This window comes from Cryobacterium sp. Hh38, from assembly GCF_004403235.1.
In the GTDB taxonomy this organism is placed as follows: domain Bacteria; phylum Actinomycetota; class Actinomycetes; order Actinomycetales; family Microbacteriaceae; genus Cryobacterium; species Cryobacterium levicorallinum.
The window spans coordinates 102,358-121,130 of sequence record NZ_SOHD01000038.1; the positions used below are offsets into that span (position 1 = coordinate 102,358).

The following is an 18,773-nucleotide window of genomic DNA, read 5'->3' on the forward strand; positions in this document are numbered from 1 at the left end:
ATGCGTGACCAACGCACCAGCAGGGACGAATCATCACGGCGTGCCCCTTGGCGCGGCAAGCTGGCCGGGCTCGGCGGGGACCTGCGTCGCTGGCCCTCGCGCCGCTGGTGGGTTGCCCTGGCAACAGCACTATTTACGGTGGTCTTCATTGCCATCCCAACGGACTTGATTGACACGCCATTCTTTTCGCGACAGATCCCGCCGACCGCCTGGTCGTGGCCGGTGCTCATCCTCAGCGCGGTCTTGACGGGCATGGTCACCGCCACCTATGTGGCGCACCCGGAAGGTGCCCCGCCCAGTAGGGCGGCCGGACGATTGGGCATGGCCGGTTGGCTGGCAACGTTCTTCGCGGTGGGATGCCCCGTCTGCAACAAATTGGTTCTCCTCGCTCTCGGCACAACCGGGGCGATGCAATTCTTCGAGCCGGTCCAGCCGTATCTGGCCGCCGCGTCCATCGTCTTGCTCGGCTGGGCTCTCTATGCGCGCATGACTCGAGAAAATTCTTGCGGTCTTCCCGCTCGGACCGCTGCCGTGACAGAGATCCTTGATCGTGTTCTCTGACCTACAAACTTGGTCGACTCGACGCTGGATAATCGCGGCCCCCGTTGCCGCAGCCGCGTTCATTGCTTTTGTAACGGGCTACGCGCCCCGGGCGGACGACGCAGACGGTGCCCTGTGGTGGACGGTCGCGGCCACCACACTCGGAGCGAGCTTGATCGGCTTGATCGTTGCCAGTTATATCGGCACCCCCATTGGCGCCGACGCAACTCTCTGCGACACACGGTGGCCAGCTCTGGGTCTGATCGCGCTGTATCTGACCACCGAAGCGCGCTCCCTCGACCCGATAGTGAGCGGTGCTGCGCGCCCGGCCCTGGCCGCCGCTGCCCTCGCCCTGTTAATCTGGGCCCTGCGCGAACGATTGGTCAGCGAACGCCGAGCCGCCACCCGCCGCGAATCGTCAAAGTCCACTGAGGGTGAGGTCTGCACTACCTGCACGCCCTTGTTCCCGCGCTCCCGGAAAGTCGGTCCCAGGCCGATCACACTGCCAGCCACTGCACGCACCGGTCAGGATACCCAGCCATGAAGAAAGCACTCACCGGCATCACAATCGCCGTGGCGGCACTGCTCAGCATGGCCGCCTGCGCGAGCCCCGCGCCGGCGCCCTCCATCGCTGTCACCTCCAGTACGGTCATCATCGATGTGCGCACCGCACCAGAGTATGTCGGTGGACACCTTCAGGACGCCATCAATATTGACGTGCAATCCCCGGACTTCGACACGCTGATCGCGGCGCTGCCAATCGACGGGGACTACATCATCTACTGCGCCACCGGAAACCGATCGGCTGCAGCAGTCACCCGCATGGCCAACCTCGGATTGACCACGCTGACCGATGCTGGTGGCATCACGGACGCGTCTGCCGCCACCGGACTGGGCATCGTCGTCGACAAATAAGTTCCCTATGCCCGCACTTGCTTGATACCCCACGGGGTATACTGGAGACTTCAGCTCGACCAACTAAGGAGTCACTATGTGCAGTCCCATGCGATGCGACAATTGCGGAAAAATCACTTGGACCGGATGCGGCATGCACGTCGATGAGGTTATGGCCGACGTCCCAACGAGTCAGCAGTGCACCTGCGCCACCCGCCCGAACTCCTAACCACCCGCGGGCGTCGCGAAGTTCTTCACTACCAAAAGATCGTGTCGATCTCGAAACTTGCGAATACGACGCCCGCCTACGGTTCCCTGCCGCCACTCACGGGGTTCCCCTGTGAAACGAGGAGCGAGGCCAGCCATGACTCTGCGACTGGGCCCAAACCCGTGTCGCTCAAGGTTCCGCTTGCGGTCGTTTTTCTGACGGCCCTGATGCCTCGCAGCGATGTAACCGCGGCTCTCTTGTCAGCAGCCGATCGCGGACTGCGAGAATCAGTACATGACCTCCATCGATCACGCGGCGATGCTCCTTGGGCGGGAAAAGGGTCTCGAAGGGATCACGCTGGGGTAGAACCTCAATATCGTCTATTACGCGGCTCGTGAGGCCCTCAGCATCTTTCGTTCGAACGGGGGCAGCTAATGACGACCTGGTGGGACGTCGCTCTGAGCGTGCTCGGCGGATTGCTGGTGCTGTGGCTGGCCCTTGTTCTGGTTCTCTGGATCGAGCAACGCCGGCATCCTGGCGGTGCTTCACTTCGTGATCTCCTGCGCCTCGCGCCCGACGTCGCCCGGCTACTCAAACGCCTCGCCGCCGATCGAACCGTGGTGATCGGCGTTCGAATCTGGATCGCGGTGCTTTTGCTCTACTTGCTGTCGCCGATCGATCTCATTCCGGATTTCATACCCGTTCTCGGTTACGCCGACGACGCCGTCGTTGTCGCGATCGCTCTACGATTCGCGACTCGTCGGGCAGGCAGCGATGCGGTAAAGCGACATTGGCCAGGAACACCCGAAGGGCTCTCAGCCGTGCTACGACTCGCTGGCTTGCAACCCTCGCCGTAATGCTCGCGTTCACTGAACGATCCGAAACCGTCGAGCGGGCGTCCCGTTGAATCCGCCGAACCCCTCACGGGACGGACCTCCGGCCGATTGACGCTTGGAAGCGGATCAGGTATCCATCCGGGTCCTGCACGAGAAACTGAGCCACGCCAGCCTCGGTACTGCCTATTCGGTACCATTTCGTCTCCGGGTCCATGAAGAGCGGCCAGCTGGCAGCACGGAGAGCACTTTCGAGCGGTTGGAGCGACGCGACAGTGATTTGGAAGTTGATGCCACGACCGAATGGGTGCTCCAGCGCCGCCGGTATCCAGTTTCGTCCCGTGCCCCGCTGCTCGAGCATGATGTGCGCCGTGCCGCTGGTAATGTAGGCAAACCCGTCTTCGGGGCGACCGTACAATACTTCAAATCCGCAGAGACGGCACCAGAAATCTAAACTCTTATCCAGCGATGTGACCAGGAGCTCCGGGACGAGGTCTGGACCCGGTGTGGTTTCCGCGCTTGTCATGGATTCACCGCAGTTCTTTTCGGAACCAGTGGTTTGCGTACGGGTCCGCGTTGTGAGCTTCGCCCTCGATGAAGCCGAGGGAGGCATAGAGACTTCGAGCCTCAAGCAGGTCGGTTCGCGTGTCTAACTGCAACGCGACGAGCCCCAAGGCGCGGGATTCGCGTTCCAGAGTCTCCATGAGAAGGCGCCCCACGCCCTTACCACGGGCCGTTTGCTCTACGAAGACTCTGGTCACCTCACCGATCGCGCCCGGGCGAACCCTCATTCCTGCGCAGCCGAGCACGGTGTGCCCCTGGCGGGCGAGCAGAAGGAGCCCGGTTGGAGCGATGAGGTCATCACTGGGGTACCCCGCCTGAGCGGCCAAAACTTCCTGCCGAGACGCGCGACGCCCGTGGTAGCGACCCACAATGTCCTCGTAGTATCGAAGAGACACGCCCTCGGCTTCAGCGGACGTGGGGGTTGCCGTAGAGATAATAATCGGCAACGCGTGCAGCATGCCTTCCACACTACTTCCCGAGCCATCACGCGAATTTCGCGCGCCTCGTTCACGAGTGATGCCCGTAACCCGAACCCTTATCGGACTCCTAGGAATTGGAAGATCACACGGATACATTTACACCATGACTGGCAGACGGATGATTTTGTGGGTCGGCAGGCACCAGGTCGGGCTCAGCCTTGCGATGGTCGTGCTCTGGCTAGCAAACGCAACGATCCAGATAATTGCGATCGCGAACGGAGATACGGGAACCAACGGAGGGCATGTTTTTAGTCTGGTTCTCGCTCTGCTGCTAGCCGTCCTCTCAGCTGCAAGCGCGGTCATCGCTTTGACTGCCAAGACGAAAAAGACCGCAAAGGATCAGACGCGTCGAGCTGACCCGTAAGCCCAACCCCTTACGGGAAAGGCGCAAAAGTCAGGAAGTCAGGATTCCTCCCGTCACATCCTCCAAGGTTCGCTAGGAGGTGATTGGGATTGCCACCGGATTTCACCATCTTTCCTCGAAAACGTCGCCTGTAGCGCTTGATTTTGTGCGACGCGCATGGACGCGCGATTGGCCGGGAGAATGTGTGCCGTGAAGCGGTGGACTCCGTTGGATCGCAACCATTCGAGCATGGCCTGGGCTGCTTCGGAAGCAAACCCGCGTCCCGGCCAGCTCGGTGAAGTGACCCAGGCTGTGTCGGCGGTGAGCCTCGTCCCGTCATTCTCTACAGTTGCTTGGACGAATCCCACTGGCTCTGCTCCATCACGCTGAATGACGATCCAGTTCAACCACCACTGCGAGCGGTCCGCGGAGTGCCCCCACGACTTGAGCGGCATAACGGTTTTCTAACTCCCTCAGTGACGGCGCTTCCCCACCAGTGAATTCGTACAAAGAGGGATCGGCTAAAACGTTTACCATCGACGACGCGTGCGCAACCGACAGCGGTTCCAACAGGAGGCGCGCAGGTGTCAGAGTTTCAGCTGTCGGCGGCATCTTCATCCATTGAGACTGGCACAGTCCTGCAGCTCGGGGTTGGAAACCCGAAGGCGGTGCGTCAGCGCGGCGCTGTGGCGACGACTTCGACCTTTGAACCGGCTTCATCTTCGAGGTACGCGGCGTAGTGGTCGGGGCCTCCTGCGTGGGGGTACCGATCCGCGTATAGCTCGGTCCAGCCGTGGGTTGATGCCCGACCGACGATGCGGTCGACATCAGCTGAAGTCCCTCCATGGAGGGCAATGTGGTTCATTCCGGGACGGCGACGATCATGCTCATCGGCGGAGACGGCGGGCGGTCGAGTGACGACTATGTAGACCTCGCCGCATCGCCAAGAGATGCCAGTGTTCCATTTCTGATCGATGGACCAGCCGAGCACCACAAGCAGCCAGCCCCACGATGTTCGCGTGGCCTGCCGCGGGTATTTCGGACAGCGGAATTAGTGGATTCTTCTACGCTGCCAATGCTGGCTGTTGATAACCGTAGTGGACTTCATTCGGCCTTCGGTAACCGAGCGCGGAGTGCCGGCGTCGACTGTTGTAAAACCCTTCGATATAGCGGATGACGTCGCTGCGAGCTTGTGATTTCGTTGCGTAGGCGGTGCGGTACACACGTTCGTTCTTGAGCATGGAGAAGAAACTTTCGGCCATGCTGTTGTCCCAGCACACGCCGGTCCGGCCCATCGAGGAGCGCATCCCCAGGCCGGTCACCAGAGCCCGAAAATTGGCCGACGTGTAAACGCTGCCCCTGTCGGAATGCCAAATCGCGTCCGGCTCAATNGCGGTCGGAATGCCAGATCGCGTCAGGCTCGATCAGGGTCGTCGCGGCGGCGTTCCGGAGGGCGTCGGCGACGAGTTCGGTGCGCATGTGGTCGGCGATGGACCACCCGACGACTTTCTTGGAATAGCAGTCGATGACGGTGGCCAGATAGATGAATCCTTGCCAGGTGTGGATGTACGTAATATCGCCGACGAATTTCGCTCCGGGGCGGTCGGCGGTGAAGTCGCGTTTGACGAGGTCGGGCATGTTCGCGGCCGCTTCGGCATCGGCTTCGGTAGTGATGCGGAAGGGCCGTGGTTGGCAGGCTACGAGGCCGATTTGGCGCATGAGTTGTCGCACCAGCTCGGGCGAGCACTCGGTCTGTTCCGCGGCAAGGTCGGCGTGGATTCGGCGGTATCCGTAGGTGCCGTCGGACTCCTCGAAGAAGTGTTGAATGCGGGAGATTAGGGCCTCTCTGCGGGCCGCGGTCGCGGACTGCGGCCGGATTGCCCAGTGGTAGAAACCGGACGTGGACACGGCCAGCCAGAGACACATTTTCACCACCGAATTCCGGTTGGTGGGCTCAGATTTTTGGGAGTCGATGTATTCGTACTTGCTCACTACCGCTGCTCCCGCGCGAAGTAAGCGCTGGCTTTTTTCAAGAAAGCGGTCTCCGCCCGCAGCTCCTGAACTTCCCGCTCGAGCTCCTTCAGTCGGGCCCGTTCCGAGACCGTCAGGTCCGCTTCGGTACCGCCGTTGGCCTCGCGGTATTTGTTGAGCCAGTTCCGAAGAGACTCAGCGCCGACGCCATACGCGGTGGCCACGTCCTTGATCGGCTTGGAGGTGTTGATCACCTCACGGCACAGCTCGTCTTTGAACTCCTGGGTGAAACGCCTGCGTGCTGCGGTCATGCTGATCTCTACTTTCAGTGAACCCTCATTTTAAGAGGGCCCACTGTCCGAGATATCCGCGGCAGGTCAGCGCGCTGTCCAGGTCACCAACCCAAATCTCGATGTGATGCACCCCAACTGCCATGTCATCATCGTTCCATAAACGTCACGGGTGCCTGTGCCACGGAGGAACCCCGCGCGGGACGTCTCGACGCAGCGTTATTAGTCGCAAGGTTGACAAGCGCCGTTCGGTTGAACTGAGGCACGCAGTTCAAGACCAATAGGCTGATGAAATGCCAGAACCGATGGAAAACTTATGGCCGCCCTTTGGACTCACAGTCACCTGCGGCCCGGTGACCTTGACCCCTGTTCGCGACTCCGACCTGCCAAGCCTCGTAGCGCTCGCCCAGTCCGGGATCCATGCACGGACCGAGATGCCGTTCGGGTTTCCGTGGACCCTGGGGTCCACGGACGAGGTTCGGCTGAGACTCATGCAGTATCACTGGGCGCAGCGAGCGGCGATGGAGCCGGCGCCCTGGACGCTTGAGACCACGGTCCGATTCAACGACGAGATTGTCGGTTGCCAAAGCATTTCCACCAGAGACTATCTGATCACTCGAACGGGTGAAACGGGGTCCTGGCTGGGCGAGAAACATCACGGGCAAGGAATCGGCACCCTGATGCGTCAAACCATTGCGGCCTTCATGTTCGACCATCTCAAGGCCGCCGAGGTCACCTCGGCCGCCTTTACCGACAATCCGGCGTCGCTCGCGGTATCGCGCAAAGTTGGCTACCAGGACAACGGCGTCGACCGCCTCAAAAGGCGCGACGGCGAAGTAGCCCTGAACAAGAAACTAGTTCTAACGGCAGAATCGTTGAGCCGCCCCAGGCTTCTGTTCGTCGGTCGAGGGCTCATTGGCCGGCTTTAACCATGTCCTGCAAACTCCCAAGCGTCTGGGTGTTGCAACGACCAGTAGAACCCAAGCGCCGACTGGAAACAGGGCCACCAGCCACTATGGAGGGTGATCAATATGGATGATTGGGCGAAGATACGCCAGCTGTTTTCAACGGGCCAGCACTCGAAGCGCGAGATCGGCCGACTCGTCGGCGTCTCGCGGGGAACGGTCGATCGGGCGTTGGAGTCGGACCGGCTACCGAAGTATCAGCGGGCCGCGACGGGGTCGAGTTTTGACGCGTATGCGGCGCAGGTCCGGGTGCTGTTGGCCGTGACGCCGCGGATGCCCGCCTCGACGTTGGCGGAGCGAGTCGGCTGGTTGGGGTCAGCGTCGGTGTTCCGAGACAAGGTCGCCGCGATCCGACCGGAGTATGTCCCGCCGGACCCGGCCGATCGGCTGGTGCACGAGCCCGGCAAGCAGGTGCAGTGCGACCTCTGGTTTCCGCATGAGCCGTCGCCGCTGGGCCATGGACAGGAGGGCAAGCCGCCGGCGCCGTGCCGCTCCGGCTGACCTGGGACAACGAGACTGGCATCGGCAAGGGCAAACTCACCGAACGCACCGCCGCGTTCGCCGGGACCCTCGGCACCGAGATCAAGCTGCTCAAGGCCCGCGATCCGGAGTCGAAGGGCATGGTCGAGCGCCGCAACCGGTTCTTCCGATCGTCGTTCATGCCGGGGCGGCATTTCGCATCGCCGCAGGACTTCAACGAGCAGATCGCTGACTGGCTGCCGCTGGCGAACGCGCGTCATTCCCAGTCGCGGCGGGCGCGCCCGATGGATTTAATCGAGCAGGACCGCGCGGCGATGCGCTCGCTGTCGCCGGTGGCGTCGGATGTGCTCTTTCGCAACACGGTGCGCCTGCCGCGGGATTACTACGTCCGGTGCTCTCCAACGATTACTCCGTCGCGCCGGCGATGATCGGCCGCTTCGTCGATGTGACGGCGAGCCTGGACACGGTCAACGTCACCCACAATGGGGTGAACGTGACGTCTCACGAGCGGGAATGGGCCCGCGCGCTGACGGTGACCGACCCGGAGCATGTCGGGCAGGCCGATGTGCTGCGGCGCCAGTTCCAGCCGCTGCGGCATCGCCGACCGCAACCGACGGTCGCGTTCGTGGAGACGGCCAGCCTGGCGTCCTATGACCGGTTGTTCGGCGTGGATACCGGCCCTGAGCTGCGCGACATGGACATGGACGTGGTCGAATGAGCGGCGCCTCGGCTTCACAGATCGAGTACTACGCCCGGGCGCTGCGCGCGCCGAGGATCGGCGACGCGTTCCGCCGCCTCGGCGACCAGGCCCGCGATTCCGGTTGGTCGCACGAGGAATACCTTGCCGCGGTCCTCTCCCGCGAGGTGTCCGAACGAGAAAGGCTGCGCCGAACGCGACGAGCGCCAACCCCTTGTCGTAGCCGTTGGTCATGCCACTGAAGCTGCGGCCCTCATAGCTGGCTGCCGGCACCGAGATCACCGTGCACAATGCGACTCGCAAGGAGGACTACCCCATCCGGCAGAACTTCTCACAGCGGCAGATCGACATGCTGCTCGCGGGCGGACTCATTGCCTGGCTGAACGAGAGGAGCGCAAACCCGGCCCGCGATCGAGACTGAACCGTGCCGTTTGAAGGCCCGTCCCCAGCGGGCCCGACAGCGTGATCTGGATTTGATGACCCGGTTGTCGTAGGCTCAAAGTCATCTCTTCGTGAAGGGAGCCCTGCCACTGTGACGTACGTTATAGCTCTTCCCTGCGTCGATGTGAAAGATCGGGCCTGCATCGAAGAATGCCCGGTCGACTGTATTTATGAGGGCGAACGGATGCTCTACATCCACCCCGATGAGTGCATCGACTGCGGTGCCTGTGAACCGGTATGTCCAGTCGAGGCGATCTACTACGAGGATGACGTGCCGGAGCAATGGGCCAATTACTATAAGGCTAACGTCGAATTCTTCGACGGCATCGGCTCCCCGGGCGGGGCCGCCAAGGTGGGCACATTTGCCAAGGATCACCCCTTTATTGCTGTACTACCGCCGCAGGCTGCCGCCTGAGGCACCCCTTTCTCGATCGCGCACCCCCCGAACTCCTATGGGTCATCGATTTGGGGAACTCATCACCGAGTCTTTGCCACCGTGAACAATACCGCCGCGTCTTCTAATGCTTCGAGTGCGTGTCGACCCTCCGGCACGATCAGCAGATCGCCCGGTGAGCCGCTCCAGGAGTTCGCACCCGAGATGAGGACGACGCGTCCGTGCAGCACGAAAAAGGTCGCGTCACCGGGATTCTCATGCTCATCCAGCTTGGCGCCCGCACGCAAGGCGATCACAGTCTGGCGAAGCGTGCGTTCGCTGCCTCCGTACACGGTCTTCGCACTTCGGCCGCTGCTGACCTGCCGGGCATGATCCAACTCGTGACGCACAAGAGCAGTCAACGACGACTTCATCATGAGGCACCTCTCTTCGCGCGGCACTGCGCTTGCTGATGTAATCCCCAGCATACTGTCGCCTCCAGACATTCCCATGTGGCGAGCGCGGCTACAGAAGCCGAATCCTCCGCCCCTTCTGTGATTAGATCGACCAGGCGAACCGGAACTTCTCTGGCAGTTGGTCGGCGTCGGCCGACCCGTAGTGATCGAGTTCCCAGCGTCGAACTGCAAGTACGGCCTGGATGATCTGAGGTCCGAGAATGTGGGCAGCGAGTTCGGAAGCGGCGAGAGCGTCGAGTGTTACTCCCAGAGCGGAGGGAAGCAGCACCGTCGCCGAGGCGAGTTGCTGCTCTTCGGTCTGGTCGGCCGGATTCGTGGTGACCTCCGCTGGAAGCGCCGTCGATGACCGGATGCCCTCGAGTGCGGCGCCGAGGATGACCGCGGTCGTCAGGTACGGGTTCGACGACGGATCGACAATCTTGACTTCGACGTTGGCGCCTTGCGGATTGCCGCGGGTGGCTTCGAGGAAACGAACCGCCGCCCCGCGATTCTCCCGGCCCCAGCAGGCATATGCGCCCGAAAAGACTCGGGGCCGCAACCGCGCCCCCGAGAGGATCGATCCACCGAGAATGCCCTGGATACCGGGGAGTGCGGCGATCACCCCGGCGATGGAAGACGCTCCATCGGTGGTCATGCCGTGGGGTCCGTCGCCGCCGGAAAAGAGAGGTTCCCCATTGCGGCTGAACGAGTAATGGACGTGCGCCGCATTCCCGCCGCCCCCGCTGATAGGGACGGGCGAGAAAGATGCCCGCAGGTTGTGTTTGCGCGCCAGCCTCCCTGTGATCAGGCGGGCGAGAACTACCCCGTCGGCCGCCTGAAGTGGTGTGGCCGGTGGCAGCGAGAACTCAACCGTGGAGGGAAAGAACTTGGCGTGTAGTTGCTCGAGCGGGATTCCGGCGGCGGCGGTGGCGGAGAGCAATTCGGTGATGAATGCCTCGTGGTCGAGTACCGGACCGAGACCGTAGGGTGTCCAGCCCGCGCGTGGGAGCGGGGTTCCGTCCGCAGCGGTGATGGTGAACTCGATCTCGTGCCCCACGAGCGCCTCAAGCCCGGCTTCCTCGATGTCGTGTTGGATGCGGCGAAGCCGCCCCCTCGGATCGATGGCGAGTGGTGCGCCGTTCTGGTCAAAGATCTCCGTTGGTGCCCAAGCGAGACCTTCATCGAGGATTCGGAGAGCGTCGAGATCGAGTCTCAGTCTCATATCGCCGACGACGCCGAGGTCGGGTGTGAATGCAATGCCGCCGTCGATGCAGAAGATGTTCCACACCGGCGGGGCGCCGAGACCGGATGAAGCGAACGTTGCCAGTCGATGAACCGGGATGGTCTTGGCCAGGTAGATGCCGGCTGGGTTCGCCAGCGTTCCTACGATGATGCCGACGCCGGCTTCGGAGAGCCGTTCGGCCACATCGTCAATCCGGCTGTCGCTGAACTCGGGGAGAATAGACTCTGTCGCCATACCGACATGCTGGCAGGAATGAGCGTTGTTAGGAAATTCACCTGGACGCTCGGCCGCGGGTCCCAACGGGTGAGTGAGTGCTGGTCGGGAACTGGCGCACAGGCGGAACCCTGAGTGGGAATGCGTTGGTGCTCAGGGTTCGCCCACAACTTCGACCTTGAAGCCTGCTTCATTTGCAAGATAAGCGGCGTAGTGGTCGAGGCCTCCAGCGTGGGGGTAGCGATCCGCGTACAGCGATTTCCAGCCGTTGTCCGCTGCTGCACCCAGGATGTGGTCAACGTCGGCCTCGGATCCTCCATGAAGCGCGAGGTGGTTGATTCCCGGCAGCCTTCGGTCGTGTACGCCACCAGAGAGGGCTGGCGGTCGCGTGGTCACGATGTAGACGTCCCCGCATCGCCAGGAGGTACCATTGTCCCACTCCTGGTCGACGGACCATCCGAGTTCCACGAGAAGCCAGCCCCAGGACATGCGAGCGCTGTCCAGGTCTGCGACCCAAATCTCAATGTGATGCACACCAATGACCATATCGCTATCGTTCCACGAGCCTTGAGGGTCTTTTCCCGCAAGGGAACGGCGGATTCACCCCCTTGCGGGACAGCGGGTCAAGGCAATTTACAATGGCGTCGGAAAGCGCGCGGATTGCAACCGATGCGCGCCGCATGTCAATTCACGGTTGACAAATGCGCCAGTCAATCTATGATTGACACATGGTTCACGACAATCCGGCCCTAAAATCTCGGGCAGCATTCACCGCTACATTTATCGCGCTTGCTTCCGTCGGCATCGCCCTTTCCACGCTTCTCGTTGCTTCCATTGTGATCAAGGTCCTATTACTCGTCGTCGTCGCGTTGCTGCTCGGCGCAGCTGGGGCTTCCCTGGCAGTAGTAGTCGCGCGCGCCAAGCCACCCCGCGACCAATGAATGAAGAACCCGAGCAGACCGACGACGGCCTGCGCCGCGCCCTGTCAGATGCAATTGCGTCAGTCGACCCAACTCTGGCGGGGCGCCTTGAACACGAGCCCGACTCCTATCTTGACCTCATTGATCTGACATCCCGGAGCGCTGAGGAAATAGCCCAGCTTTTGCAGTTTGCAGTCGCATCCGCTCGTCAGGCGAGCGTGAGCTGGGAGCGCATCGGGCAGCAACTTGGTATGAGTCGACAAGCAGCCCAGCAGAGATTCGGTCGGGTTCTCGACAACACCGACGTCCATTCTTCTGACGAGAAACGTCGACTCTATCCCTTGACGGCGTTTGACGAGATGGACGCGCTAGCCGAAGCTGGACGCACTGGGTGGCATTCAATTAGCTACGGAATGTACTTCCACGACGTCATCCAATCTAATGAGCAATGGGAACACCTCCGAGTCGTGGCATTCGGATCCAGCCGACACCGATTAGAGGGTGAAGGATGGCACCGAATAGGAACAATGTGGTTTCCATGGGCCTACTACGCTCGTCCCACGGGAAAGCCCATTGAAGCAGACGGTTCGCCCGCTGATCCACCGCCTAGCCGAACTTCGGTTCCAAGGTGAGCACCTGGCCGTGATCTTGGCGCCGGTCGTCCTCTGCCCGCATGGGGAACCTCTACCGGTCACGCGCATTCCTCAGCGAGACATGACCCCGGAAGGCTCAGGCCTTACGAGCCGCCACAGAGAACATCAGCGGCACCCTCTCGCAACCCGAGGCCAAAGCAAATCCGGCCGGCGTCTCTACGAGCGGGGGCAACGGATTCCAGGGCATAGCGGCCCGTCCACCCTCGCAGGCCGTCGAGGTGCAAGTGTGGTCGACCACGTGCTGCCCGCGGAGGTTCCTTGGCCGTCCCCAGCCTGATCAATCCGTGCAACGTTCGGCTCGCGGCCTCAAACGTCGTTCGGTCAAGGCTTCGACGGCTTGGAGGCTCAGCGCGTGACCGCGCCGTGCCTCCACGCCGTCAGCTCGCCGGGACGCGACCTCCGGGATCAGGCGGCCATCGCCCCGTAACGCTTGTGGCCATTGACGTCGTAGCGGTCGAGCATCATGACCTTCGACCAGACGCGGATGAATTCGCGGACGAACCGCTCTTGCCCGTCGCTGCCCGCGTAGGCGTCGGCGATCGACCGCAGTTGCGCGTTCGAGCCGAATACCAGGTCATTCCGGGAGGCCCTCCAGCGAGCCTCGCCGGTCGCCTGAACCCGACCAGTGAAGGTCATCGCGGTCTCGTCGTCCTTCGTCCAGATGAGGTCGGTGTCGGTCAGATTCACGAGGAAGTCGGTCGTCAGGGCTCCGACGTGATCCGTGAGCACACCCACGTCGGACCCGTCCCAGTTGCTGCCGAGCACGCGGAGCCCGGCGTGCAGGACGGTCCACTCCGGTGCGGTGAGAGTGAACAGGTTCGCCTTGTCGAGGAATGCCGCCTCGGGCGCGACGCCCGGAGCAAACTCTTCGAAGCGCTCGGACACGAAGTTGCGGAACCCGTCCGCAATGGGTCGCAGCCACTCGAACATCTCGATGTCGGTTAACTCCTGCGTCGTGTCGACACGGCCTGGCGTAAACGGCACGCTGGCGTCAGATCCTGCCGCCCGTGCCGCCTGCTCCACGGCGGCGCTGCCGGCGAGGACGATGAGGTCGGCGAGAGACACCTCCCGGCCGCCCGACGTCGCCGTGAAAGCCGCCTGCACGTTCCGCAGCGCGTCGAGGACTGGGACGGTGCGTCGGTTGACCGCCCAGTCTTTCTGCGGCGACAAAGCCAGGCGGGCACCGTTCGCCCCTCCGCGCTTGTCGCTGTCGCGGTAGGTCGAGGCGGCGGAGAACGCCGTGTAGACGAGGTCGGACACGGACAGCCCGGTCGCGAGGACGGCTTCCTTGAGCGCTGCCACGTCGGCCTCGTCGAGTGAGTATCCTGCTGCGTCCGGGAGCGGGTCCTGCCAGAGCAGGTCGTCGGCGATGGTAACCTCCGGGCCGAGGTACCGGTGCTTCGGCCCCATGTCGCGGTGCGTGAGCTTGTACCAGGCCTTCGAGAACGCGAGGGTGAACAGATCGAAGTCGGCCAGGAAACGCTCGCATATGGCCCGATACTCCGGGTCGACCTTGAGTGCGATGTCCGAGGTCATCATCATGAGCGGGTTCATCTGACCGGGTACGTGGGCGTCCGGAGTCTTCGGCGCCTCCGAGTCAGTCGGTGTCCACTGCAGCGCGCCGGCCGGGCTTTTCGTCTGCTCGTAGTCGTACGCGAACAGGTTCTCGAGGTAGGTGTTGTCCCACTGTGTCGGGTTCGGAGTCCAACTGCCCTCGATGCCGTTGGTCGAAGTGTGCTCGGCACTGCCGGTACCCACCGGGTTGTGCCAACCGAGCCCCATCGACTCGATCGGGGCTTTCTCGGGTGACGGTCCGATGTCGGATGCGGGCACCTGGCCGTGGCTCTTACCGAACGCGTGGCCACCGGCGATCAATGCCACCGTTTCCTCGTCGTTCATCGCCATCCGCGTGAACGTGATGCGAATGTCGCGTGCTGAGCCCAGCGGGTCGCCGTTCGAATAGGGCCCCTCAGGGTTGACGTAGATGAGCGCCTGGTGCGACGCGGCCAGGGGGCTCTGCAAGTCGTAGCCCGCGTCGCCGTTCTGACCATGCCAGCGTTCGTCGCGGCTCACCATCTCGTCAGGGCTCGCGACCGCGTGCGGGTCCCAGACCTCCGGGCCCCACCAGGTGCCGTCGTCCGGTTCCCACGCATCGAGTCGTCCACCACCGAAGCCGTACGTCGGCAGGCCCATCAACTCGAGGGAGCAGTTGCCGGTCAAGACCATCAGGTCGGCCCACGACAGAGCGTTGCCGTACTGGTGCTTGATCGGCTGTAGGAGTCGTCGTGATTTGTCGGTGTTGCCGTTGTCCCACCAGCTTCCGATTGGTGCGAACCGCTGCATCGCGGTGCCCGCTCCGCCACGGCCGTCGGCAATTCGGTACGTGCCGGCGGCATGCCACGCCATTCGGATCATCTGTGGACCGTAGTTGCCGTAGTCCGCCGGCCACCAGTCGACCGATGTGGTGAGCAGTCGCTTGATGTCCGACTTGAGCGTCGTGAGGTCGATCGTGGCGAAAGCCGCCGCGTAGTCGAAGTCCGCGCCGAGCGGGTCGGCGTCTACGCCGTTCCGGTGGAGAAGCTCAACCCGGAGACGTTGCGGGTACCAACTGTCCAGGGTCGGCGACTGACCGAAGGTGCCACCGAGGTGGTCGCCACCTGCTGGCAGCGCACCGCTCATGTGGAAACTGCATGTGTTGGTCTGGTCGTCAGTGCTCATTGATGCTCCCTGTGTGCTTTAGCTAGATGAGAAACGGTGTCGTCGGGGTCACAATTTAACGATTAGCCGCCGCATCGCAGCGGCGTCAATCTGTGGTGCAGCGATGCTTCGACGCTGCTGTGAGGCGGTGCGTCGCGGGCTGCCGACGTGACGGGAAGCCCGATAGAGAGATCGTATTCCCGCAAGGTGTGCGTGACATGCCAAGAAAGTGACTGACTTCTAGACGGCGGTGGTGCGGTGGCCGAGCGCACGACGGCCAAACCAAATAAAGCCCTGCGCCGATTGCTGCGGTGCGGGCGGTGCGAAGCCCGGTGAAACCGACGCCGGAGGACGGCGGCTGTCGAGAGCTTGATTTCCGCGAATCGTGTTCCGCTCGCGGTGAACTGGGAGCACCCCCGCCAGAGGCTCCTAGTGGGGAACGGTTATCGGGGCAGCTCATCAGTCAGGTCGAAGTTCATTTGAATACGCCGGCCGTACCCAAGTCCTCGCTGGTGCTCTGCCGCTGACAGATCACGAAGAAAATCAGAATCGGGATCACGCTCGATGAGACCACAGCTCAAGTAGAAGGGCGCATTCCATGGAACGTCCGTGAACGTTCGCAAGGCAACCCGTTTGCATCCGCGCAGTCGTGATTCGCTCTTGACTGCCTCGATGAGCGCGCGCCCATGCCCGCGGTGTGCCGCCGACGGCATGACCGACAGCTGCTCGAGATGACTGCTGCCAGGGACTTCGAGGACATGGGCAAACCCGATCGGGTCCGATCCTGGATTTTCGCTGGCTACGAGGATGAAGCCACTCTGCAGTGAGGGCGCCGTATAAGAAGGAGCAGACCGCCAGTAGACTATCGAGAACACGGTCGCGAACAGCGCATCTGCTTCATTCTCGATCGCTTCAAGAAACTCCAGGTCGTCGGCCGTCGCCTGTCGCACAAAAGTCCTCCACATGACTCCGAATGTAGCTTGACGAATGGTGCCGTAAGCCGGACCCTCACGGGTTGCCTGGCGGATCACGCGCTAGCTTTCAGGCGAGTCATCCTGAGACTTGTCGAGCGCAAATTTTTGCAGATAGCGGCGACGACCGTAATAGATGAACGCCGCGAGCCCGCAGATGAACTGAACGGCACCGAGTACCAACACGAATATGTCACCCGGCTCGCCCTCCCCCTCAGCGATCCGAAGCAAAACTTGCGCCAGGCCAGCGACAGCGAGGACCGCGGCCGCCAGGATGATGACGGTGCTTCGCGTCTTGCTGATCGGGGGTATCGAACTCATGCAGCCGAGCATACGCTCGGAGAAATTTGCGTGTCGCTCATGCGACCGCCCGTAAGCCGGACCTCTACCGGGCGACGAGTGAGCCGGTCAGGGTACCTTGGGAGACATGACTAGCGGCATCGGACGCATGACTTTGATCACCGTCGGCGTGATAGCTCTGATCCTGGGTGGAATCTGGACTGGGCAGGGCATGAATCTGATCCCGGGAAGTTTCATGACGGGTAGCAGGATGTGGCTTTCAATCGGGCTCATCCTCGCCATAGTTGGCATCATCCTGATTGTGCTCGGTCTCCGACGTCCGGGGCACGGCCACACGAACACGTGAGACATGCCTTCCCCGCAGTCACTCAGCGAAGCTGACCGACGCCTCGTCGCGACGTGGTCCCGCTCCCGTAAAGTCTCGCCATCGTGCCCAAGGACAGTGTGGTCGACAGAGCACGTACGCGGATGTTCAACATCGGCCTCGGCCGCCCCGTAAGCCGGACCCCCACTGCGACGATTAGTGACCCGTTCACAGCAGGGCGGGATGGTTTCGCCATGGATGGATTACTAATTGGATACGCACGCGTTTCCACAGAGGAACAAGATCTCACCGCCCAACAAAACGCCCTGGAACGACTGGGCGTTAGATCGTCACTGATCTACACCGATCATGGTCTGACCGGAACGAACCGAGCCCGGCCCGGCCTTCGCGAAGCGCTGGCCGCCTGCCGTGCTGGCGACACCCTCGTCGTCGCCAAACTCGACAGACTCGCACGCTCACTTAGAGATGCGAAAGACATCATTGACGAGCTGACGGCCAAGGATGTCAAGCTGAGTATCGGCGGAGCGGTGCATGATCCGAACGACCCGGTCGGGCGCCTCCTCTTCAACGTCCTGGCGATGGTCGCTGAATTCGAGTCGGACCTGATCCGCGCCAGAACGCGGGAAGGAATGCAGGTGGCCAAAGCGAAGGGACGTCTTCGAGGTAAGCAGCCCAAACTGTCGGTGGCGCAACAGAAACACTTGATCGAAGTACACACCGCCGGCCTACATTCGAGCGCGGAATTGGCGGAACTTTTCAACGTCGCGCGGTCGACCGTTTATCGCACTATTCAACGTCAGTTCCAATCGGGCCATTGATCGGGGCCTCACCCGAAGTCTCGTTGCCGGGCTTACCGGTCCGGCAACGGGAACGCGGAGCGGGCACATATAGGGAATCACGCGGGCTCTAGGAATCTCCGCTCCAAGCGAGGCGATTACGTGCCATCTTTGGCCCTGCCCCCGTTGACTGGACACCTCACAAGAGAGAATGTTCACATGGGAAAGACACGCCGGGAGTTCACTCCTGAGTACAAAGACGAGGCCGTGAAGCTGGTGATCAACACCGGCAGGGCGATCGCGACCGTGGCTCGGGAGCTCGGCATCAACGAGGCTTCGCTGGGCCGGTGGGTCAGCGCGTTCAAGGCCCACAATGACACCGGCGAGACCGGAGTCACCGAGTCGGAACGGTCCGAGCTGCTCCGGCTGCGGAAAGAGAACGCGGACCTGAAACTGGATCGGGCGTTTCTAAAAAAAGCGTCCATCTTCTTCGCCCAGGAAGCGTCGGATACGAGCGCAAAGCGTTCGAACTGATGCTGGCGGAGAAAACCAATTTCACCATCACCCGCATGGTCCGCCTGCTCGAGGTGTCCCGCTCAGGATATTACGTCTGGCTCGACCGGAAGCCGTCGGACCGCATGATTCGACGGGAGGGCATCGAGCAGAAAGTGGCGTGGTTCCACGGCGACTCCGACGAGGGGCAGTTTCTACTGGTCGTTGCGAATCCCGAGCAGGGAGAAACCAATGGTCAGATTTGCACCGAACAAGATGCCGGCAGCGGTTAAGCGTCGTTATGGCCCTGCCCCCGTTGAGTGGACACCTCACAAGAGAGAATGTTCACATGGGAAAGACACGCCGGGAGTTCACTCCTGAGTACAAAGACGAGGCCGTGAAGCTGGTGATCAACACCGGCAGGGCGATCGCGACAGTGGCCCGCGAGCTCAGCAGTAACGAGGCCTCGCTGGGCCGATGGGTCAGCGCGTTCAAGGCCCGCAATGACACCGGCGAGACCGGAGTCACCGAGTCGGAACGTTCCGAGCTGCTCCGGCTGCGGAAAGAGAACGCGGACCTGAAACTCGACCGGGCGTTTCTAAAAAAAGCGTCCATCTTCTTCGCCCAGGAAGCGTCGGATACGAGCGCAA

At 62.0% G+C, this 18,773-nt stretch carries 25 protein-coding genes and 2 pseudogenes; 16 read left to right on the plus strand and 11 right to left on the minus strand.

Annotation, left to right across the window (positions count from 1 at the left end):
* The 4 genes from E3T41_RS13820 to E3T41_RS13835 all read left to right on the plus strand — a co-directional run bounded on the left by E3T41_RS13820 (nucleotide 1) and on the right by E3T41_RS13835 (nucleotide 2,499).
* Entirely contained in the window at nucleotides 1–561 is a 561-nt protein-coding gene (locus E3T41_RS13820; protein ID WP_241991183.1) for a hypothetical protein, read from the plus strand.
* Nucleotides 551–1,084 (plus strand): hypothetical protein, encoded by a 534-nt coding sequence (locus tag E3T41_RS13825; RefSeq protein WP_134479102.1) that lies wholly within the window; start codon nucleotides 551–553, stop codon nucleotides 1,082–1,084. The genes E3T41_RS13820 and E3T41_RS13825 overlap by 11 nt, the downstream gene beginning before the upstream one ends.
* Nucleotides 1,081–1,455: a rhodanese-like domain-containing protein gene (locus E3T41_RS13830; RefSeq protein WP_092453074.1), complete on the plus strand. Its 375-nt coding sequence runs from the start codon at nucleotides 1,081–1,083 to the stop codon at nucleotides 1,453–1,455. The genes E3T41_RS13825 and E3T41_RS13830 overlap by 4 nt, the downstream gene beginning before the upstream one ends.
* A 621-nt stretch (nucleotides 1,456–2,076) precedes the next feature.
* Nucleotides 2,077–2,499 carry a YkvA family protein gene (locus tag E3T41_RS13835; protein ID WP_092453071.1) on the plus strand — a complete coding sequence of 141 codons (423 nt, stop codon included), beginning with the start codon at nucleotides 2,077–2,079 and terminating at the stop codon, nucleotides 2,497–2,499.
* Nucleotides 2,500–2,563: 64 nt separating this feature from the next.
* Here the strand turns inward: E3T41_RS13835 and E3T41_RS13840 are convergent, their stop codons facing one another.
* The 5 genes and pseudogenes from E3T41_RS13840 to E3T41_RS13860 form a co-directional block, all read right to left on the minus strand.
* Entirely contained in the window at nucleotides 2,564–3,001 is a 438-nt protein-coding gene (locus E3T41_RS13840) for a VOC family protein (protein WP_134479104.1), read from the minus strand.
* A 4-nt stretch (nucleotides 3,002–3,005) separates the two neighbouring features.
* Nucleotides 3,006–3,497, minus strand: coding sequence for a GNAT family N-acetyltransferase (locus E3T41_RS13845; protein ID WP_166791566.1), 492 nt, complete (start codon nucleotides 3,495–3,497; stop codon nucleotides 3,006–3,008).
* 438 nt (nucleotides 3,498–3,935) lie between these two features.
* Nucleotides 3,936–4,316, minus strand: a complete 381-nt coding sequence (locus E3T41_RS19085) for a GNAT family N-acetyltransferase (RefSeq protein WP_092453059.1) — start codon at nucleotides 4,314–4,316, stop codon at nucleotides 3,936–3,938.
* Between the two features lie 218 nt (nucleotides 4,317–4,534).
* Nucleotides 4,535–4,726, minus strand: coding sequence for a hypothetical protein (locus E3T41_RS18595; RefSeq protein WP_241991184.1), 192 nt, complete (start codon nucleotides 4,724–4,726; stop codon nucleotides 4,535–4,537).
* A 199-nt stretch (nucleotides 4,727–4,925) separates the two neighbouring features.
* A pseudogene (locus E3T41_RS13860) lies at nucleotides 4,926–6,143 on the minus strand (IS3 family transposase).
* 272 nt (nucleotides 6,144–6,415) lie between these two features.
* On the opposite strand from E3T41_RS13860, the gene E3T41_RS13865 reads away from it, so the two are divergent.
* The 5 genes from E3T41_RS13865 to fdxA all read left to right on the plus strand — a co-directional run bounded on the left by E3T41_RS13865 (nucleotide 6,416) and on the right by fdxA (nucleotide 9,120).
* Complete coding sequence (locus E3T41_RS13865; RefSeq protein ID WP_134479108.1) at nucleotides 6,416–7,051, plus strand: GNAT family N-acetyltransferase; 636 nt, start codon at nucleotides 6,416–6,418, stop codon at nucleotides 7,049–7,051.
* 102 nt (nucleotides 7,052–7,153) lie between these two features.
* Nucleotides 7,154–7,588, plus strand: a complete 435-nt coding sequence (locus tag E3T41_RS18235; protein WP_198416426.1) for a hypothetical protein — start codon at nucleotides 7,154–7,156, stop codon at nucleotides 7,586–7,588.
* Nucleotides 7,573–7,995 carry a hypothetical protein gene (locus E3T41_RS18240; protein WP_198416427.1) on the plus strand — a complete coding sequence of 141 codons (423 nt, stop codon included), beginning with the start codon at nucleotides 7,573–7,575 and terminating at the stop codon, nucleotides 7,993–7,995. The genes E3T41_RS18235 and E3T41_RS18240 overlap by 16 nt, the downstream gene beginning before the upstream one ends.
* Nucleotides 7,959–8,285 (plus strand): hypothetical protein, encoded by a 327-nt coding sequence (locus tag E3T41_RS18245; protein ID WP_198416428.1) that lies wholly within the window; start codon nucleotides 7,959–7,961, stop codon nucleotides 8,283–8,285. The genes E3T41_RS18240 and E3T41_RS18245 overlap by 37 nt, the downstream gene beginning before the upstream one ends.
* Nucleotides 8,286–8,796: 511 nt before the next feature.
* The gene (gene fdxA / locus E3T41_RS13880; RefSeq protein ID WP_092453050.1) at nucleotides 8,797–9,120 is read left to right on the plus strand and encodes a ferredoxin; all 324 of its coding nucleotides are present in this window, start codon (nucleotides 8,797–8,799) and stop codon (nucleotides 9,118–9,120) included.
* Nucleotides 9,121–9,182: 62 nt separating this feature from the next.
* Here the strand turns inward: fdxA and E3T41_RS13885 are convergent, their stop codons facing one another.
* From E3T41_RS13885 to E3T41_RS13895, 3 genes are all read right to left on the minus strand, one after another.
* Nucleotides 9,183–9,515 carry a cupin domain-containing protein gene (locus tag E3T41_RS13885; protein WP_092453047.1) on the minus strand — a complete coding sequence of 111 codons (333 nt, stop codon included), beginning with the start codon at nucleotides 9,513–9,515 and terminating at the stop codon, nucleotides 9,183–9,185.
* Nucleotides 9,516–9,636: 121 nt separating this feature from the next.
* A complete protein-coding gene (locus E3T41_RS13890) occupies nucleotides 9,637–11,010 on the minus strand; it encodes a glutamine synthetase (protein WP_092453044.1) in 1,374 nt (457 codons plus the stop codon).
* A gap of 132 nt (nucleotides 11,011–11,142) precedes the next feature.
* Nucleotides 11,143–11,523, minus strand: a complete 381-nt coding sequence (locus tag E3T41_RS13895; protein ID WP_307725711.1) for a VOC family protein — start codon at nucleotides 11,521–11,523, stop codon at nucleotides 11,143–11,145.
* A 194-nt stretch (nucleotides 11,524–11,717) separates the two neighbouring features.
* On the opposite strand from E3T41_RS13895, the gene E3T41_RS13900 reads away from it, so the two are divergent.
* Complete coding sequence (locus tag E3T41_RS13900) at nucleotides 11,718–11,930, plus strand: hypothetical protein (protein WP_092453038.1); 213 nt, start codon at nucleotides 11,718–11,720, stop codon at nucleotides 11,928–11,930.
* A gap of 1,037 nt (nucleotides 11,931–12,967) precedes the next feature.
* Here E3T41_RS13900 and katG read toward each other — a convergent pair.
* The 3 genes from katG to E3T41_RS13920 all read right to left on the minus strand — a co-directional run bounded on the left by katG (nucleotide 12,968) and on the right by E3T41_RS13920 (nucleotide 16,551).
* Nucleotides 12,968–15,280: a catalase/peroxidase HPI gene (gene katG, locus E3T41_RS13910; protein ID WP_092451677.1), complete on the minus strand. Its 2,313-nt coding sequence runs from the start codon at nucleotides 15,278–15,280 to the stop codon at nucleotides 12,968–12,970.
* A 422-nt stretch (nucleotides 15,281–15,702) separates the two neighbouring features.
* The gene (locus E3T41_RS13915; RefSeq protein ID WP_134479110.1) at nucleotides 15,703–16,290 is read right to left on the minus strand and encodes a GNAT family N-acetyltransferase; all 588 of its coding nucleotides are present in this window, start codon (nucleotides 16,288–16,290) and stop codon (nucleotides 15,703–15,705) included.
* A gap of 3 nt (nucleotides 16,291–16,293) precedes the next feature.
* A complete protein-coding gene (locus E3T41_RS13920) occupies nucleotides 16,294–16,551 on the minus strand; it encodes a hypothetical protein (protein ID WP_134479112.1) in 258 nt (85 codons plus the stop codon).
* 106 nt (nucleotides 16,552–16,657) lie between these two features.
* Here E3T41_RS13920 and E3T41_RS13925 point away from each other — a divergent pair, with 106 nt between their 5' ends.
* The 6 genes and pseudogenes from E3T41_RS13925 to E3T41_RS13945 form a co-directional block, all read left to right on the plus strand.
* Nucleotides 16,658–16,876: a hypothetical protein gene (locus E3T41_RS13925; protein ID WP_198416374.1), complete on the plus strand. Its 219-nt coding sequence runs from the start codon at nucleotides 16,658–16,660 to the stop codon at nucleotides 16,874–16,876.
* 179 nt (nucleotides 16,877–17,055) lie between these two features.
* Nucleotides 17,056–17,499 (plus strand): annotated as a pseudogene (locus E3T41_RS13930) (recombinase family protein); the annotation flags it as partial.
* The gene (locus tag E3T41_RS19090) at nucleotides 17,485–17,673 is read left to right on the plus strand and encodes a helix-turn-helix domain-containing protein (RefSeq protein WP_370257734.1); all 189 of its coding nucleotides are present in this window, start codon (nucleotides 17,485–17,487) and stop codon (nucleotides 17,671–17,673) included. The pseudogene E3T41_RS13930 and the gene E3T41_RS19090, both read left to right, overlap by 15 nt.
* Nucleotides 17,674–17,850: 177 nt before the next feature.
* Nucleotides 17,851–18,165 carry a transposase gene (locus tag E3T41_RS13935; protein WP_134479114.1) on the plus strand — a complete coding sequence of 105 codons (315 nt, stop codon included), beginning with the start codon at nucleotides 17,851–17,853 and terminating at the stop codon, nucleotides 18,163–18,165.
* Complete coding sequence (locus tag E3T41_RS13940) at nucleotides 18,165–18,416, plus strand: hypothetical protein (RefSeq protein WP_134479116.1); 252 nt, start codon at nucleotides 18,165–18,167, stop codon at nucleotides 18,414–18,416. The genes E3T41_RS13935 and E3T41_RS13940 overlap by 1 nt, the downstream gene beginning before the upstream one ends.
* Before the next feature lie 56 nt (nucleotides 18,417–18,472).
* Nucleotides 18,473–18,773 (plus strand): transposase (locus E3T41_RS13945; RefSeq protein WP_166791567.1); only part of this gene is annotated, 301 nt, incomplete at its 3' end.

Excerpts from the sequence above, each read along its gene's own strand:
- E3T41_RS13820 (WP_241991183.1), top strand. The coding sequence starts at position 1 with ATGCGTGACCAACGCACCAGCAGGGACGAATCATCACGGCGTGCCCCT.
- E3T41_RS13830 (WP_092453074.1), top strand. The coding sequence starts at position 1,081 with ATGAAGAAAGCACTCACCGGCATCACAATCGCCGTGGCGGCACTGCTC.
- E3T41_RS13835 (WP_092453071.1), top strand. The coding sequence starts at position 2,077 with ATGACGACCTGGTGGGACGTCGCTCTGAGCGTGCTCGGCGGATTGCTG.
- E3T41_RS13840 (WP_134479104.1), bottom strand. The coding sequence starts at position 3,001 with ATGACAAGCGCGGAAACCACACCGGGTCCAGACCTCGTCCCGGAGCTC.
- E3T41_RS13845 (WP_166791566.1), bottom strand. The coding sequence starts at position 3,497 with ATGCTGCACGCGTTGCCGATTATTATCTCTACGGCAACCCCCACGTCC.
- E3T41_RS19085 (WP_092453059.1), bottom strand. The coding sequence starts at position 4,316 with ATGCCGCTCAAGTCGTGGGGGCACTCCGCGGACCGCTCGCAGTGGTGG.
- E3T41_RS18595 (WP_241991184.1), bottom strand. The coding sequence starts at position 4,726 with ATGAACCACATTGCCCTCCATGGAGGGACTTCAGCTGATGTCGACCGC.
- E3T41_RS13865 (WP_134479108.1), top strand. The coding sequence starts at position 6,416 with ATGCCAGAACCGATGGAAAACTTATGGCCGCCCTTTGGACTCACAGTC.
- E3T41_RS18235 (WP_198416426.1), top strand. The coding sequence starts at position 7,154 with ATGGATGATTGGGCGAAGATACGCCAGCTGTTTTCAACGGGCCAGCAC.
- E3T41_RS13885 (WP_092453047.1), bottom strand. The coding sequence starts at position 9,515 with ATGATGAAGTCGTCGTTGACTGCTCTTGTGCGTCACGAGTTGGATCAT.
- E3T41_RS13890 (WP_092453044.1), bottom strand. The coding sequence starts at position 11,010 with ATGGCGACAGAGTCTATTCTCCCCGAGTTCAGCGACAGCCGGATTGAC.
- E3T41_RS13900 (WP_092453038.1), top strand. The coding sequence starts at position 11,718 with ATGGTTCACGACAATCCGGCCCTAAAATCTCGGGCAGCATTCACCGCT.
- katG (WP_092451677.1), bottom strand. The coding sequence starts at position 15,280 with ATGAGCACTGACGACCAGACCAACACATGCAGTTTCCACATGAGCGGT.
- E3T41_RS13920 (WP_134479112.1), bottom strand. The coding sequence starts at position 16,551 with ATGAGTTCGATACCCCCGATCAGCAAGACGCGAAGCACCGTCATCATC.
- E3T41_RS13925 (WP_198416374.1), top strand. The coding sequence starts at position 16,658 with ATGACTAGCGGCATCGGACGCATGACTTTGATCACCGTCGGCGTGATA.
- E3T41_RS19090 (WP_370257734.1), top strand. The coding sequence starts at position 17,485 with ATGCAGGTGGCCAAAGCGAAGGGACGTCTTCGAGGTAAGCAGCCCAAA.
- E3T41_RS13935 (WP_134479114.1), top strand. The coding sequence starts at position 17,851 with ATGGGAAAGACACGCCGGGAGTTCACTCCTGAGTACAAAGACGAGGCC.
- E3T41_RS13940 (WP_134479116.1), top strand. The coding sequence starts at position 18,165 with ATGCTGGCGGAGAAAACCAATTTCACCATCACCCGCATGGTCCGCCTG.